The organism is Streptomyces sp. NC-S4 (assembly GCF_054353315.1).
On sequence record NZ_CM135937.1, the window covers coordinates 6047002 to 6062649 of the forward strand.

Sequence of the window (15648 nt, forward strand, 5' to 3'; positions counted from 1 at the left end):
ACACTAACGCTCCTGGTCATAGCTGTTACTTGACTGCTCAGAACCCGCGCTGCGTCCCTGCTGGACACCCCGCCGCAGGTTGCTCAACCTGCCGCGGACGTCCTCCGGAGCGCGGGAGACCTGGGGGCCGCCCTGCGGGGTCGTCTCCGCTGCGCCCTCGACCAGGTTGGCCTTGGGCACTCGCCGAGGGAGACCGGACGAGGTGATCCCGCCCGCCTTCGGCTCACGGAGCTTTCCGGCCTGCTGCCAGCGTTCGTCGTTGCGCGAACGCCAGGCGGCGGTGCCTTCAGTTTCCTCCGGGGCCTGCTCCGTCTCGGCGGGCTGCTGCTGACGCGGCGACCGCTGTTCGAAGAGGGATCCGGTGGACTCCGCTTGCTGCTTCCCGGACGGCCACTGCTGCTGGCTGCCGCGACGCGGCAGGCCCGCTCCGGTCATCGCGTGACCGGTGTCGGCAGCGGCACCCGGACGGTCGAAGCCTACGCGCTCCGGAGCCGGTTCGGGGACGGCCTGGGATTCCGATTCAGTCCCGTAATCCTGCTGGTAGGCAGCCGGATAGGTGTTCTGATCGGGCCATTCGGCCTGTGCCGGCACGGCTTCGAAGCCATTGTCGTAGCCCTGGGCGGCCGGCTGCTGGTCCGGGTAGCCGTCTTCCGTATAGCCGTAGTCCTGCTGCGGGTACGCGTCGTAGCCCTGCTGCGCCTGCTGGGCCTCGTAGGAGGTGTCGTAGCCCTGCTCGGACTGCTGCTCGTAGCCCTGGTACTCCTGGTACCCGTGCTCCGGCTGCGGTTCCGCATAGTCCTGGGCCGGGAACTGCTGCTGTTCCTGCGGGTAACCCACCTGGGCCGCCAGCGCGGCCCGGCGCTCCTGCTGTCCCAGGGACCGGCCGACCGGGTCGGCAGCGAGGCCCTCGGAGCCCTGCTGGTCGTACCGCGAGTCGTCGAAGCCGAGCTCGGCGGCCGTGCGCAGCGGGGCGGCCTGCTGGGCCTGCTGCTCCGGGATGATCTGCGAGACCGTGAAGTCGTCGTCCGGGATGCCCTCGCCACCGCCACCGTGGGTGATGGCGTCGGGGAGCATGATCAGCGAGGTGGTACCGGCAGCCTCGCCCGAGGGACGCAGCTGGACGCGGATGCTGTGGCGGTCCGCCAGCCGGCCGACCACGAACAGACCCATGCGCTGAGAGATCGCGGCGTCCACGGTCGGCGGGTTGGCCAGCTTGTGGTTGATGTCCGCGAAGTCCTCGGCGGTGAGGCCGATGCCCTTGTCGTGGATCTCGACCATCACGCGGCCGTCGGGCAGACGCGTGGCGTTGACGCGGACCTTGGTCTGCGGGGAGGAGAACGTGGTGGCGTTCTCCAGGAGCTCGGCGAGCAGGTGCACGAGGTCGGTCACGGCCTGGCCGTGGATCTCGGCCTCCGAGACGCCGGAGAGCTCGATGCGCTCGTACTGCTCCACCTCGGAGGAGGCGGCGCGCAGCACGTCGACCAGCGGGACCGGCTGGTCCCAGCGGCGGCCCGGCTCCTCGCCCGCGAGGATGAGGAGGTTCTCGCCGTTGCGGCGCATACGGGTGGCCAGGTGGTCCAGGCGGAAGAGGTTCTCCAGCTGGTCCGGGTCGGCCTCGTTGTTCTCCAGGTCGGTGATGAGGGTCAGCTGGCCCTCGATCAGCGACTGGTTGCGCATGGAGAGGTTGGTGAAGATCGCGTTGACGTTCCCTCGCAGGAGCGCCTGCTCGGCCGCGAGCCGTACCGCTTCCCGGTGGACCTGGTCGAAGGCGCGGGCGACCTCGCCGATCTCGTCCTGGGAGTCGATGGGGATCGGGAGGACACGGGTGTCCACCTTGCCGGGATCGGTGCGCGAGAGCTGGTCGACGAGCATCGGCAGGCGCTGCTCGGCGATGTCGAAGGCGGCGGTGCGCAGGCGGGCCATCGAGCGGCCCATCTGGCGGGCCATCATGCCCGCGAGGATGAAGGCGGCGAGCAGGGCCACGACCACGATGGCGCCGTTGACGATCGCGTCGGTGCGGGCGTCGTCGGAGACCGCGACGGCGTCCTTGACGGCCTTGTCGAGGAGTTCCTTCTCGACCTCGTCGTAACCGTCGAACTTCGCGGTGGCGGCGGCCTGCCAGAAGGCGGGGGTCGCGCCGGTCTCGGAGAGCTTCTTCTTGCTCTCGCTGTTGGCGATCGCCTCGGTCATGCCGAGGAGCGGGGAGTTGTTGACCGTGGGCGGCGGCGTGAAGCGGACACCGGCCTGCTCGGCCTGGTGCTTCGCGTCGGCGATCTTGGCCTGGCCCTCTTCGGACTTCTTGGCCATGACCGCCTTGAGGCGGTTCACGTCGTCCTCGGTGCCCGCCGCGACGTACTCGCCGATGGCGATCTCTTCGAGGTAGGCGTAGGAGGAGAAGGCGACGAGCTGGGCCTTGCGCGTGTTCTCGTCGTTGCTCGGGCGCACCAGCAGGTGCGTACCGACGGCGCGCTGCAGCGAGTTCGCCGCCTTGGCCAGCTGGATCGCGTAGACCATGCGGCCGTACGAGGTCACGTTGCCCGTGCCGAGACCGAGCTCGTTCGCGAACTGCATGAGGTAGTGCTGGACCAGCACATAGCCCTCTTCGGTCGGGATGGGGCCGGCCGCGGTGGGCAGATTCTTCTTCGGGCTCTCGATGGCCGCCTGGTACGCCTTCTCGCGTACGGCGTCCAGCTTGGGCTCCTCCGCGCGGAAGAGGTCCAGGCGCCGCTCCAGGCCGAGGTTCTTCGGCATGTCCTGGACGGCCTTGTCGAACTTCTCCTTGGCCGCGGTGGTGTCCGCGTAGGCCTTGAGGACCTTCGGGTCCTTCGTCTGGCCGTTCAGGAGGGGCTCGGCGGTCAGGTCACGCTCGTTGAGCAGTGCCTGGCTGTAGCCCGAGGCCGCCTGGACGACCGTGGCTATCTTCTCGGCGTCCTTGGCCTCGTTCCAGGTGTCGATGGAGCCCTTCACCTGGAAGCCGCCCATGACCAGACCCACGAGGGCCGGCACGAGCAGGATGGCGTTCAGACGTGTCGGCACACGCCAGTTGCGGGGCGAGAACCTGCTGCTGCTCCCGCTGCTCGCGGGCGGGTCCACGGGCACGTCGACGGGCGACGCGGCCGCTCGCGGCGGCGGGGTGAAGTTGCCGCGCGCGGGTTCATCCGCGGGGCTTGCGATGCTTCGCCTCACTCGACCAACAACCTCTCGGCGGTGCTACTAGCTAGTTCGTTGAATTCCAGCACGGTTAACGGCCGTGTTCCAAACAGTTGAAACCGGCCACACCCAGAAGCTTATGCCCTACATAAACCGGACATAAAGAGCGTCCTGCGGCAAAAACGGGGGCAGTTGTGCGCGCAGTGGTACCAGACGACCGCACCCCGTTGCCAAATGGCTGCAATTCTCTGTCGAAACGTTATGAACGACAGGGGCGGGCCGTGTCGTAGGACACAGCCCGCCCCTCCCGCGCGACAACTGAAACCGTGTTACTTGAGCCGCGCCATCAGCGCGTGCTCCACGAGCGTGATGAGCGCGCTCTTGGCGTCCGCGCGGTGGCGGGCGTCGGTGGTGATGATCGGAGCACCGGGGCCGATCTGCAGCGCCTCGCGGACCTCCTCCGGCGTGTAGGGCTGGTGCCCCTCGAAGCCGTTGAGGGCCACGACGAACGGCAGGCCGCTGTTCTCGAAGTAGTCGACCGCCGGGAAGCAGTCGGCGAGACGGCGCGTGTCCACGAGCACGATCGCACCGATGGCGCCGCGGACCAGGTCGTCCCACATGAACCAGAAGCGGTCCTGGCCCGGCGTACCGAAGAGGTACAGGATCAGGTCCTGGTCGAGCGTGATGCGGCCGAAGTCCATGGCGACCGTGGTGGTCGTCTTGTCACCGGTGTGGGTGAGGTCGTCGATGCCCGCGCTCGCGGACGTCATGACGGCTTCGGTGCGCAGCGGGTTGATCTCCGACACGGCTCCGACGAACGTGGTCTTGCCCACGCCGAAGCCGCCCGCCACCACGATCTTCGCGGAGGTGGTGGAGCGGGGAGCCGCTCCGCTAGATGTTCCGAAGGCCACTGAGCACCCTTTCGAGCAGCGTTACATCCGGCGTGCCGCCGGCCTCTCCATTGCCCGGCTGGTGGATGGCCACCATTCCGGCCTCGGCCAGGTCGGCGACGAGGATCCGGGCGACACCGAGCGGCATCGACAGCAGTGCGGAGACCTCGGCGACCGACTTGACCTCGCGGCACAGCGTGCAGATGCGCTGGTGCTCGGGGAGCAGGCCGGACAGGTGCATCGGATCGGCGGTCGTGCTGACCAGCGCCTCGATGGCGAGCTGGTAGCGGGGCCGGGTCCGGCCGCCGGTCATCGCGTACGGACGCACCAGCGGCTGATCGCCTTCCGAGTACGAGTCTCCGTACGAATCGGAGTAGGCGGGGGGCGGGGTCATTGATCCTCCGGGCTGGACAGCAGTGGTCAGCGTGCCGTCTTACGGGGCGGCCGGTGGGGGGGACGGGATGACGGCCTGGCGGGGGTACTGGATTTCGGGGCGGGCCCCGATCCCCCGGCCGGTAGTACCGTCCGGCCGGGAGAGTGGGAAGTCAGCCGAGCAGACTTCCCTGCAGTTCGGCGCGCAGGTCCGGGGTGAGGACACTGCCCGCGCGATCCACCAGAAGAGCCATCTCGTAGCCCACGAGGCCGATGTCGCACTCCGGGTGCGCCAGTACGGCCAGCGAGGATCCGTCCGAGACGGACATGAGGAAGAGGAATCCCCGGTCCATCTCGACCACGGTCTGGTTGACGGCGCCACCCTCGAAGATACGGGAGGCACCGGCGGTCAGCGAGGTCAGTCCGGAGGCCACGGCCGCCAGCTGATCGGCGCGGTCGCGGGGGAATCCTTCGGACATCGCCAGAAGGAGTCCGTCGGCGGAGACCACCACCGTGTGCGACACCCCGGGGGTGTTGTCCACGAAGTTGGTGATCAACCAGTTCAGGTTCTGTGCCGCCTGGCTCATCGAACTCAACTAACGCTCCTGCTGGTAAGTGGGGTCGATGTGGTAACTGCCGGTCGCCGGTCCGTTGTTGCCGGCCTGACGGCCCTGCTGGATACCGCGTCGGAGGTTGGTCAGACGGCCACGGACGTCGTCCGGTGCGCGCGAGACCTGCGGGCCCGACTGCGCCTCGGCCTGCTGCTGCGCGGTGCCGGCCACGAGGTTCGCCCGCGGGACCCGGCGGGGCAGCCCCGAGGTCGTGATGCCGCCGGCGGCGGGCTGGCGCACGCGCTCTGCCTGCCGCATCAGCTCGTCGTTCGGCGAGGACTTCCAGCTGACGGTCGGCATCGCGCCGGTCGCCGTGGCCGCGGAATCGGCCGCCTGCTCCTGGCCGCGCTGCGGCAGCGGCTGCTGCTGCGGCGCCGGAGCCGCCGGAGCGGACTGCTGGCCCTGCTGGGGGACGGCCGTGCCCGGTCCCTGCGCGGGGGGCTGCTGCCCCTCCTCGCGGAACCAGTTCGACTCCAGGGTGTCGAAGATCGGGCTGCGGGCCTCGCCGGGGCTCTGGGCCGGGGGCAGTGCCTCCGGCCGGTGAGCCTGCGGGAGCCGCGGGGTCTCGGGCCGCGCGGGCGGTACGGGTGCGTACCCGTTGCCGGCCTGCGGAGCCTGGGCCTGGGGCTGCTGCGGGGCGTAGCCGCCGACACCGGGGCCGCCGGGACGCTGGGGCTGGTAGCCCGGGCGCTCGAACTGTCCGGTGGTGGACGGGTCCATGGGGCCCCGCACGTCCGGACGCTCGAACTGTCCGGTCGTGCTGTTGCCGGCGTCCGCCTGGGGCATCGGGGCGTTGAAGTCCGGGCGGGCGAACTCGGCCGTCGAGCCGGGGCCCGAGAGCTCGTCGTGACCGCGCGCCTGGTCGCTGCCCCAGCTGGTGGTCTGCGGCCCGGGAAGCTCCGCACGAGGAGCTCCACCGCGCGGCGGCAGCTGCGGCCGGGGGCCGTTGGGAGCCGGCGCCGCGGGAGCGGCCGGCTGCTGGGGCTGCTGCTGCGACTGCTGCTGCGGTTGCGGCTGCTGGGGTCGTTCGAAGGCGTTGCCCTGCGGGTATCCGGTCGGACCGGAAGCCGGGCGGGCCTGCGGGCCGCCGAATCCGGGGCTGGGGACCGGACCGCGGGTCGGCAGCGGCGCACCGGAACCGAAGGCACCCTGGCCCGCGGTGGTCGGACCCTGCTGCGGACGGCCGCCGGGAGCACCGGGACCACCCTGCTGCGGGCGACCGCCCTGCGGACGCTGGCCGGCACCGTCGCGGCCCGGCAGAGCGGCGCGCTGGCCGCCACCGGCGACCTGACCGCGCTGCGGGCCCGAACCCACGGACGGACGTGCGGCCGCGCCGCCCACGGCACCCTGCGCACCGGGAGCACCCGGAGCACCGCCGGGACCGCCCTGGCCCGGCATCGGAGCCGGCTTCTTGCCGCCCTGGGCGACGTCCACCGGCAGCATGACGAGGGCCGTCGTACCACCCGAGTCGGAGGGGCGCAGCTGGATGCGGATGCCGTGTCGCAGGGACAGGCGGCCGACCACGAACAGACCCATGCGCCGGGAGACGGAGACGTCCACGGTCGGCGGCGACGCGAGTCGCTCGTTGATCGCGGCGAGGTCCTCGGGGGAGAGGCCGATGCCGGTGTCGTGGATCTCGACGAGCACGCGGCCGTCGGGCAGCGCGTGACCGGTGACCTTGACCTTGGTCTGCGGGGAGGAGAACGAGGTGGCGTTCTCGAGCAGCTCGGCGAGGACGTGCACGAGGTCGTTGACCACGCGGCCGGCGACGTCGGTGCCCGGCACCGAGGCCAGCTCGACGCGCTCGTACTGCTCCACCTCGGACGCGGCGGCACGGAGCACGTCGACGAGCGGGACGGGGCGGGTCCACCGGCGGCCCGGCTCCTCGCCCGCGAGGACGAGGAGGTTTTCGCCGTTACGGCGCATGCGGGTCGCGAGGTGGTCGAGCTTGAAGAGCGAGGACAGCTGGTCCGGGTCGGCCTCGCGCGACTCCAGTTCGGAGATGAGCGAGAGCTGACGCTGGATGAGGCCCTGCGAGCGGCGCGAGAGGTTGGTGAACATCGCGTTGACGTTGCCTCGCAGGAGGGCCTGCTCGGCGGCGAGTCGGACGGCTTCGCGGTGCACGTCGTCGAACGCCGCGGCCACCTGGCCGATCTCGTCGCGGGTGTGCACACCGACCGACTCCACGGACGTGTCCACGTCCTGCGGGTCGGACTCGGACAGCTGCTTGACGAGCTCGGGCAGCCGGTCCTGGGCGACGCGCGTCGCGGTGTCCTGCAGACGGCGCAGCGAGCGGATCATCGAGCGGGCCATGACGAAGGCGCCGACGAGGGAGACACCGAGGACGAGGAGGATCAGGGCACCGTTGATGATGGCGTCCTGCTGGGCCTCGTTCTTCAGCTCACGGGCCTTCTGCTCCATCTCCTCGAGCAGGGTCAGCTCGATGACCTTCATGGCCTGGAGCTTGGTGCCGTCGGCGTCGTACCAGTCGAGCCAGGAGCGGTTCTTCTCCCGGAGGAACGCGTCCTGGCTGGCCAGCACGCGGCGGGAGTAGCCGTCGGCCGTGGAGATCTCGGAGTTGCTGTCGCCCAGACCCGCGAGGAGCTCCTCGGTGCGGCCCTGGTAGACGAGTCCGAAGGTCGTCTTCGCCTGCTGCTCGCCCTTCTGGGCGGAGAGGGCGTACAGCCGGTCGTTCTCCCTCAGCTCACCCTGGCGCTCATTGGTGTCGGGGAGCGAGGCGGCGATGATCGCGCGCTGGATGGAGGCGTACTCCTTGGCGGCGGAGAACGCGGCCAGGGCACGGGTACGCTTGATCATCTCCGGGTTGGAGGTGGCCTGCGCCATGTCCTGGGAGAGCGAGAGCAGCGAGACGATGACCGCGTTGTACTCACTGACGGTCTGCTGGGCGCCGTTGACGTACGCCCTGGTGCGGATCGTCTCGATGTTGGTGAGCTGGCGGCCGATCTGCAGGACGTTGTTACGGATCGACCTGAGCGTGTCGTCCTTCTCGCCCGTGCTGTCGACCTTGTCGGTCGCCGCGGCGAAGGCCTTGGCGGCGGTGTCGGTCTGCTGCCGGACCACGTCGACACTGCTGGTGGTCTTGCCCTTGGAGAGGGAGAGCGGACCCGCGGAGAGGTCGCGCTCCTCCTGGAGCATGGCGGCCAGGTTGGTGGCCTGTCGCGTCATCGTCGTCAGCAGCTGCATGTGCTCCAGCTGCGCGATGTCGTTGAGCGAGTCGTTGATACGGAAACCACCGAGCGTGGTGGCGGCGACGACCGGCAGGGTCAGCAGCGACACGAGTCGCGTGCTGATGCGCCAGTTCTGCATGGCGAGACGAGAACCGGGCCCGTTGGGGGCCTTCGGTATCGCCTCGTCCTGCTCAGCCGGTCCGGCAGGCGCGGCGGGTACGGCTTTCGCCTTGACCCTGGCCTTCACGGACTTCCCACGGCCCTTCGCCTTCACCGCGGCGGCGGTGTCGGGGCCTGCGCCTTCGACAGCCGGCCCGCGGTTCTGGGCGTGCTGGGGCGAGGAGCCACGGTCGGTCCCGCCGCGCGGCTCCTGCTCCGCCGCAGCGCTGCCATCCCTCTTGAATCGTCCCTGCACTAGCGTCGCAACCTCTGGACCAGGCGTCCCGCCGGGCGACCGGTGGGACGGTGTCGAGTCGTGGGGCACTTGCCGCCCCATGGTGGTCGTCGGTGACCGGCGCGTCTTCCTCTCCTTGCCACCGCGTTCGGCGCGGTGTCGCGCCACCTGCGCGCCGGCTCATTCCCGCGGCGGTCCCGCGAATTCCAGCACAGTGGCGGATCTCCAACAAGGTGCGAGCGCCGCCCCGGAGAGTTGGTTACGGCTTGTGACAGATGGGCTACGCGATGTGCGACTGCATTCGGTAGAAACCGGACTTACGTCATCCAAACAACGCGGCTGTCAAGGTGTCCCAGTCGAGATGATCAGGAGCGGAATGCAGCATTCAGTGGCGCAATGTCCGTTTCGGGGGGTGGAGTTGGCTGTCCAATTTGCCAGTAATGTCAGGTCAAGGGTGAGCAAACTCACATAGCCGTGGCCATTACTTCCCGGTTCGCCGGGGGATTCAGATGTTTAGCCTTGCCCCTTAAAGGGTTGGCGCCAGGGTTGGTGCATGCGACAGCCGACACTCACAGATCGAACCGAGGACCCCGAACTCCGATGAAGACGACGACGATGTTCCGCAACATAGCCAACCCCCGCCGCACGACCCTCGCGCACCTCAAGGACGCCGAGGACCTGCAGGCGGCACCGGCCACCCCGGAGCACGCCGTCGAGCTGCCGACGCAGACCGCGAACCCGCGCCGCACCGTCCTGATGAACGTGCCGGTCGCCGCCGCCGCGGAGTAGCCACCCCGCAAAGGAACGTGAAGCGCCGCTGCCCGCCGCGTTAGCCTGGGGTCCGCAGACTCCAGCCAGCGGAAATACAGAGGGGCAGACGCAACAGGTGCGCATCGCCAGGTTCTCGATCGACGGCAACGTCGCGTTCGGCGCGGTCGAGGGCGACGGCGCCCCCGGCGACGACTCCACGCTCGTGCTCGACATCATCAAGGGCATCCCCTTCGCGGACTTCGAGCTCTCGGGTACGAAGGTCCCGATGAGCAAGGTCCGGCTGCTGCCGCCCGTGCTCCCGAACAAGGTCGTGGCCATCGGCCGCAACTACGCGGAGCACGCGGCGGAGCTCGGCAACGCCATCTTTGACGATCAAGGCCGTCCGGACGCCCCGATCACCTTCTTCAAGCCGTCCACCTCGGTGGTCGGCCCGGGCGACCCGATCACGTACCCCTCCTTCTCCCAGGACCTCCACCACGAGGCCGAGCTCGCCGTGGTGATCGGCCGTATGTGCCGTGAGGTCCCCAAGGAGCGCGTCAAGGACGTCATCCTCGGCTACACCTGCGCCAACGACGTCACCGCGCGCGACGTCCAGCAGCGGGAGAAGCAGTGGGCCCGGGCCAAGGGCTTCGACAGCGCCTGCCCCCTCGGCCCCTGGATCGAGACCGACCTGGACCCGAGCGACCTGACCATCCAGTGCACGGTCAACGGCGAACAGCGCCAGCTCGGCCGCACCAGCGACATGGTCCGCTCCATCGAGGACCTGGTCGTCCACATCTCCGAGGCGATGACCCTGCTGCCCGGCGACGTCATCCTCACGGGGACCCCGGCCGGAGTCGGCCCCCTCAACGTCGGCGACGAGGTCGCCGTCACCATCGAAGGCATCGGCACTCTCACCAACAAGGTGATCAAGCGTGGTTAACGGACCTGTCCGCGTACGTTTCTGTCCCTCCCCGACCGGCAACCCCCACGTGGGCCTGGTCCGGACCGCACTCTTCAACTGGGCGTTCGCCCGCCACCACGGCGGTACGTTCGTCTTCCGCATCGAGGACACCGACGCGGCCCGTGACTCCGAGGAGTCCTACGACCAGCTGCTCGCCTCGCTGCGCTGGCTCGGCTTCACCTGGGACGAGGGCCCCGAGGTCGGCGGCCCGCACGCCCCGTACCGCCAGTCCGAGCGCATGGACATCTACGCGGACGTCGCGAAGAAGCTGCTCGACGGCGGCTACGCGTACCACTGCTACTGCTCCACCGAGGAGCTCGACGCCCGCCGCGCCGCCGCCCGCGCCGCCGGCAAGCCCTCCGGGTACGACGGCCACTGCCGCGAGCTCACCCCCGTGCAGGTCGAGGCGTACCAGGGCGAGCACCGCCCGGCGATCGTCCGCTTCCGGATGCCCGACGAGCCGATCACCTTCACCGACCTCGTCCGCGGCGAGCTGACCTTCACCCCGGAGAACGTGCCGGACTTCGGCATCGTCCGGGCCAACGGCGCCCCCCTGTACACGCTGGTCAACCCGGTCGACGACGCGCTGATGGAGATCACGCACGTCCTGCGCGGCGAGGACCTGCTGTCCTCGACCCCCCGCCAGATCGCCCTCTACGCCGCGCTGATCGAACTGGGCGTCGCCAAGAGCACCCCCGCCTTCGGCCACCTGCCGTACGTGATGGGCGAGGGCAACAAGAAGCTCTCCAAGCGCGACCCCGAGGCCTCGCTCAACCTGTACCGCGAGCGCGGATTCCTCCCCGAGGGCCTGCTGAACTACCTCTCGCTCCTCGGCTGGTCCTTCTCCAAGGACCAGGACGTCTTCTCCATCGAGGAGATGGTGTCCAAGTTCGACATCGACGGCGTCAACGCCAACCCGGCCCGCTTCGACCTGAAGAAGGCCGAGTCGATCAACGGCGACCACATCCGCCTGCTGGACCCGAAGGCCTTCGCGGACGCCTGCGCCCCGTGGCTGCAGGCCCCGCACGCCAACTGGGCCCCCGAGGACTTCGACGCCGAGGCCTGGGCCCGGATCGCCCCGCACGCCCAGACCCGGGTGACCGTCCTGTCGGACATCACGGCCAACGTCGACTTCCTGTTCCTGAAGGAGCCGGTGGAGGACCAGGCCTCGTGGGACAAGGCGATGAAGGGCGAGCCGGCCGCGCTGCTCACCACCGCGCGCGCCAACCTGGAGTCGGCGGACTGGGCCGACCCCGAGTCCCTCAAGCAGGCCGTCCTGACCGCAGGTGAGGCCCACGGCCTCAAGCTCGGCAAGGCCCAGGCCCCCGTCCGCGTGGCCGTGACCGGCCGCACGGTGGGCCTGCCGCTCTTCGAGTCCCTGGAGATCCTGGGCAAGGAGCGCTCGCTGGCCCGTATCGACGCGGCGCTGGCCAGGCTCGCCGCCTAGCCGCTCCCGTACGAGGACCAGGCCCGCACCCCGGGGCAGTTGCCGGGGGTGCGGGCCTGAGGTCTGTCCGGGCGGTGCGCAGGATCAGCCCTCCGTGAGGATGGTCCGGGCCGCGGCGACCTTCTTCGTGTGAAGCTCGCGCAGCTCCTGGAGGACCTTGGCATCCTCCGTGATCCTCGACCGCTGGATTTCCGATTCCGCGAAGAACCACTGGTTCAGCAGATCGGTTCGCGCCTTGCAGGTCACGTCTGCCTGCGCCGTCGCCTTTTCCTCGGCCGTCACCGGACCGTCCTGGAATTTCTCCACGGCCGGCGGTTCCATCGGCGACGCGTACGAGTAGCCCTTCTCCTTCATGCAGTCGGACCATTTCTGGAACACCGCCTGCACCTCGGGGCGGGCGAGGGATTCCTCATAACTCTGGCTCGATATCTGGCGAGCCGTCTGGACCGCCTGCGGGTGCTCGTAATCCTTGCGGAAATCCAGAATCGACTGGCCCAGGCAGCCCTCTTCCGGGATCGCCTTTCCCTCGTATTCGAGCGGCCCCGTCCTCCCCTCGGACCCCCGCCTGCCGTACAGCACGGATATCTGTTCCTTGCTGAGTTCTCCGGCCTGCGCCGGGGGCTGCGAGGGCGGGAGGCGGTAACCGGGGGCGAGGGCGGAGTCCTGCTCCGACAGGCCGTACCGGCGGTCGACCCCGGGGGCCGCGGCGCCGCGCTCGGGCGGCCGGTACCCGAGCGAGTAGCCCGCCATGCAGCGCTTCGCCAGCACGTGCTCGGCGGCCTCGATCGTGGCGTACTCGTCGGCGGTGTAGCTGTACGCGGCCATGGGCAGCCGGAAGGTGTAGCCCGGGGGCGCGGTGGAGGGCCGTGCGGCCCCGGGCCGCTCGGTGCCGGTGCCCGCAGGCCCCGCCGCGTCCTCCCGCGGCGCTCCCTGTGCCGAGCATCCGGCCAGAACGAACGCGGCGAGCACGGCAGTTGCCACTCGTCTCATCGTCATGCTTTCCGTGCGGGCCCCGCGCGCGGCCGCGGACGGCCGGCGCGCGGGGCTGTGGTGCGCTGCGGGAATGACGACGCGCGTCAGTTGAACATGTAGCAGTTCGAGCCCGTACGGGAACCGAAGCCGAGGGAGGCGTTCTGGTTGTACGTCTTGTTCAGCTTGTAGACGTTGGTGAGGGACGCGACCGCGTCACAGGCACCGGCGAAGCCGCTGTTGTAGAAGACGGTGGCCTTCTGCATGCTGCCGTTGTAGAAGGAGGCGGCGTTGTTCTTGACGGGCTGGCCGTATCCGGCCTTGCCCGACTCCAGGTACGTGTAGCCGTTCAGGTTGGATATCTCGCCCTCCCAGCCGCTCGTGCCGGTGAAGCTGATCCGCGAGCCGGTGAGGTTGGAGTTGTAGTAGAAGGTGCCACAGTTGGCGTGGTAGCTGTTGCACCAGATGTCATATCCACTGGCGGCCTGGGCGGGGGCCACGTTGACCGCGAGAGCGGCAACGGCGGGAAGTGCAACTGCCATGGCGCGGTGAATGGTGCGCATGAAAATGCTCCCTAAAGCGAAGACCGGTGGGGGGCGGCACCGGAGTGTATGCGGACGGCTCCCCCGAAGGTCAAGAGGAATAAAAATGGAGCATTTAATTCCATTTCCTGTGTCCGCGAGACACGGTCCACAGGGGTTTCGCATACTGGGGACATGGCCATCCGAGCGGTTCTCTGGGACATCGACGACACCCTCTTCGACTACACGGGGGCCGACGCCGCCGGCCTGGCGCGACAGGTGGAAGTCACGGGCCTGGCGGGCCGGTACGGGACCCCCGCGCAGGCGCTCGCGCTGTGGCGGGAGATCACCGACCGGCACTGGGCGCGCTTCGCGGCCGGCGAGGGGACCTTCCAGGGGCAGCGGCAGGAGCGGGTGCGCGAGTTCCTGGAGGAGCCCGGGATGACCGCGGACGAGGCCGACGCCTGGTTCGACCAGTACGTGGAGCACTACAAGGCCGCCTGGACCGTCTTCCCCGACGTGGTGCCCGCCCTCGACGCCCTCGCGGCCGACTACCGGCACGGGGTGCTCTCGAACTCCTCCACCGCCAACCAGGACCCGAAGCTCCGCGACCTCGGGCTGCGCGACCGCTTCGAGGTGCTGGTCTGCGCCGTCGAGCTCGGGGTCAGCAAGCCCGAGGCGGGGGCCTTCCTCGCCGCGTGCGAGGCGCTCGGGCTGCCGCCCGGCGACGTGGCGTACGTGGGGGACCAGCCGGAGATCGACGCACGGGGAGCGCGTGACGCCGGGCTGACGGCCGTCTGGATCGACCGCGACGGTGGCCGGGGCCCCGGGCCCGACGGCGCCCACCGCATCGAGGGCCTTGACCAGCTCCCGCAGCTGCTGGCACGGGATACCCGTTTTGGAGCACGGTCAGGCATCCGGTAATGTTCTTTCTGCGCCGCCGGAGCGGGCCGAAAGGCCGGACGGAGGCGCCACTCGAAAGAAAATCCCCCCAAGGGCTTGACTTTCGGTGGGGTATAGTGTAATTGGCAACACGAGGGTTTCTGGTTCCCTTATTCTAGGTTCGAGTCCTGGTACCCCAGCGCAGTGCAGCAGTAACGCAGTGCTTTGCCCCCGTTGTGTAGCGGCCTAGCACGCCGCCCTCTCAAGGCGGTAGCGCCGGTTCGAATCCGGTCGGGGGTACAGATCCTTCCCGCAAGATCTCTATTTGGGTAGCTCCCGGACGTCTTGATGCAGGATCGCTAGGGCCCCCGTTGTGTAGCGGCCTAGCACGCCGCCCTCTCAAGGCGGTAGCGCCGGTTCGAATCCGGTCGGGGGTACAGGTCTGTCTGGTATAGACCACATTGGGCTATGGTGTAATTGGCAACACGAAGGTTTCTGGTTCCTTTGTTCTAGGTTCGAGTCCTGGTAGCCCAGCGCAGTACAAGCAAGCCCCCGTTGTGTAGCGGCCTAGCACGCCGCCCTCTCAAGGCGGTAGCGCCGGTTCGAATCCGGTCGGGGGTACGCATCGAAGAGGCCCTCCGCGTTCGTCGCGGAGGGCCTCTTCGCTTTGCTCCGGCCGGGCCGGCGCAGGCATAAGTACGGGCCCGGAGGCGCGTGTTCGGACGTGTGCGGCGTCGAACGCGCCCCCGGGCCCGGGGGTGAACGGATGGGGTCGGGGCGTCAGCCGGAGCGGCGCAGTGCCTCCGTGAGCCGTGCGGCCGCGTCGATGACGGCCTGTGCGTGCATCCGGCCCGGGTGGCGGGTCAGCCGCTCGATCGGTCCGGAGACCGAGACCGAGGCCACCACGCGGTTCGACGGCCCGCGCACCGGCGCCGAGACGGAGGCCACACCGGGCTCCCGCTCGCCGATCGACTGCGCCCAGCCGCGACGCCGTACGCCCGAGAGCGCCGTCGCCGTGAAGCGCGCGCCCTGAAGACCGCGGTGGAGCCGCTCGGGCTCCTCCCAGGCCATCAGGATCTGCGCGGCCGAACCGGCCTTCATCGGGAGCGTCGAGCCCACCGGGACGGTGTCCCGAAGACCCGAGAGCCGCTCCGCGGCCGCCACGCAGATGCGCATGTCTCCCTGACGGCGGTAGAGCTGCGCGCTCTCTCCCGTCACGTCACGGAGGTGGGTGAGTACCGGTCCCGCCGTGGCCAGCAGGCGGTCCTCGCCGGCCGCGGCGGCGAGCTCCGCCAGCCGCGGTCCGAGGATGAACCGGCCCTGCATGTCCCTCGCCACCATCCGGTGGTGTTCCAGTGCCACGGCAAGGCGATGTGCCGTGGGTCGTGCGAGCCCTGTCGCCGCGACCAGCCCGGCGAGGGTGGCCGGACCGGACTCCAGTGCGCTCAATACCAGAGCTGCCTTGTCGAGAACGCCGACGCCGCTAGAGTTGTCCATGAAACGATATTCG

The 15648-nt window shown here is 69.4% G+C and carries 12 protein-coding genes and 5 tRNA genes; 9 read left to right on the forward strand and 8 right to left on the reverse strand.

What is annotated here, in order from left to right:
* Window positions 1-3: 3 nt before the first annotated feature.
* The 5 genes from ACXNSR_RS27400 to ACXNSR_RS27420 form a co-directional block, all read right to left on the reverse strand.
* Window positions 4-3186 carry a sensor histidine kinase gene (locus ACXNSR_RS27400; RefSeq protein ID WP_458638066.1) on the reverse strand — a complete coding sequence of 1061 codons (3183 nt, stop codon included), beginning with the start codon at window positions 3184-3186 and terminating at the stop codon, window positions 4-6.
* A gap of 293 nt (window positions 3187-3479) precedes the next feature.
* A complete protein-coding gene (locus ACXNSR_RS27405) occupies window positions 3480-4061 on the reverse strand; it encodes a GTP-binding protein (RefSeq protein ID WP_046776286.1) in 582 nt (193 codons plus the stop codon).
* Entirely contained in the window at window positions 4042-4434 is a 393-nt protein-coding gene (locus ACXNSR_RS27410) for a DUF742 domain-containing protein (protein ID WP_030014827.1), read from the reverse strand. Before ACXNSR_RS27410 ends, ACXNSR_RS27405 begins: the two co-directional genes overlap by 20 nt.
* Before the next feature lie 151 nt (window positions 4435-4585).
* Window positions 4586-4999 carry a roadblock/LC7 domain-containing protein gene (locus ACXNSR_RS27415; protein ID WP_030708442.1) on the reverse strand — a complete coding sequence of 138 codons (414 nt, stop codon included), beginning with the start codon at window positions 4997-4999 and terminating at the stop codon, window positions 4586-4588.
* Window positions 5000-5008: 9 nt separating this feature from the next.
* On the reverse strand, window positions 5009-8626 hold the full coding sequence (locus tag ACXNSR_RS27420) for a sensor histidine kinase (protein ID WP_458638067.1): 3618 nt from the start codon (window positions 8624-8626) through the stop codon (window positions 5009-5011).
* 579 nt (window positions 8627-9205) lie between these two features.
* On the opposite strand from ACXNSR_RS27420, the gene ACXNSR_RS27425 reads away from it, so the two are divergent.
* The 3 genes from ACXNSR_RS27425 (at window position 9206) to gltX (ending at window position 11766) form a co-directional block, all read left to right on the forward strand.
* Complete coding sequence (locus ACXNSR_RS27425; RefSeq protein WP_030009260.1) at window positions 9206-9394, forward strand: hypothetical protein; 189 nt, start codon at window positions 9206-9208, stop codon at window positions 9392-9394.
* A 97-nt stretch (window positions 9395-9491) separates the two neighbouring features.
* On the forward strand, window positions 9492-10298 hold the full coding sequence (locus ACXNSR_RS27430; RefSeq protein ID WP_458638068.1) for a fumarylacetoacetate hydrolase family protein: 807 nt from the start codon (window positions 9492-9494) through the stop codon (window positions 10296-10298).
* Window positions 10291-11766 carry a glutamate--tRNA ligase gene (gltX, locus tag ACXNSR_RS27435; protein WP_458638069.1) on the forward strand — a complete coding sequence of 492 codons (1476 nt, stop codon included), beginning with the start codon at window positions 10291-10293 and terminating at the stop codon, window positions 11764-11766. Before ACXNSR_RS27430 ends, gltX begins: the two co-directional genes overlap by 8 nt.
* Window positions 11767-11850: 84 nt before the next feature.
* On the opposite strand, the gene ACXNSR_RS27440 is transcribed toward gltX, so the two are convergent.
* Window positions 11851-12747, reverse strand: coding sequence for a hypothetical protein (locus ACXNSR_RS27440; protein WP_458638070.1), 897 nt, complete (start codon window positions 12745-12747; stop codon window positions 11851-11853).
* 95 nt (window positions 12748-12842) lie between these two features.
* Window positions 12843-13298: a peptidase inhibitor family I36 protein gene (locus tag ACXNSR_RS27445; protein ID WP_458638071.1), complete on the reverse strand. Its 456-nt coding sequence runs from the start codon at window positions 13296-13298 to the stop codon at window positions 12843-12845.
* A gap of 153 nt (window positions 13299-13451) precedes the next feature.
* On the opposite strand from ACXNSR_RS27445, the gene ACXNSR_RS27450 reads away from it, so the two are divergent.
* The 6 genes from ACXNSR_RS27450 to ACXNSR_RS27475 all read left to right on the forward strand — a co-directional run bounded on the left by ACXNSR_RS27450 (window position 13452) and on the right by ACXNSR_RS27475 (window position 14759).
* Window positions 13452-14180 (forward strand): HAD family hydrolase, encoded by a 729-nt coding sequence (locus ACXNSR_RS27450; protein WP_458638072.1) that lies wholly within the window; start codon window positions 13452-13454, stop codon window positions 14178-14180.
* Window positions 14181-14266: 86 nt separating this feature from the next.
* Window positions 14267-14338: transfer RNA gene (locus ACXNSR_RS27455), tRNA-Gln, on the forward strand.
* A gap of 27 nt (window positions 14339-14365) precedes the next feature.
* A tRNA-Glu gene (locus tag ACXNSR_RS27460) sits at window positions 14366-14438 on the forward strand.
* 64 nt (window positions 14439-14502) lie between these two features.
* Window positions 14503-14575 (forward strand) — tRNA-Glu (locus ACXNSR_RS27465).
* A 25-nt stretch (window positions 14576-14600) separates the two neighbouring features.
* Window positions 14601-14672 (forward strand) — tRNA-Gln (locus ACXNSR_RS27470).
* A 14-nt stretch (window positions 14673-14686) separates the two neighbouring features.
* Window positions 14687-14759: transfer RNA gene (locus ACXNSR_RS27475), tRNA-Glu, on the forward strand.
* A gap of 159 nt (window positions 14760-14918) precedes the next feature.
* On the opposite strand, the gene ndgR is transcribed toward ACXNSR_RS27475, so the two are convergent.
* Window positions 14919-15635, reverse strand: a complete 717-nt coding sequence (gene ndgR, locus ACXNSR_RS27480; RefSeq protein ID WP_007266782.1) for an IclR family transcriptional regulator NdgR — start codon at window positions 15633-15635, stop codon at window positions 14919-14921.
* Window positions 15636-15648 lie beyond the last annotated feature (13 nt).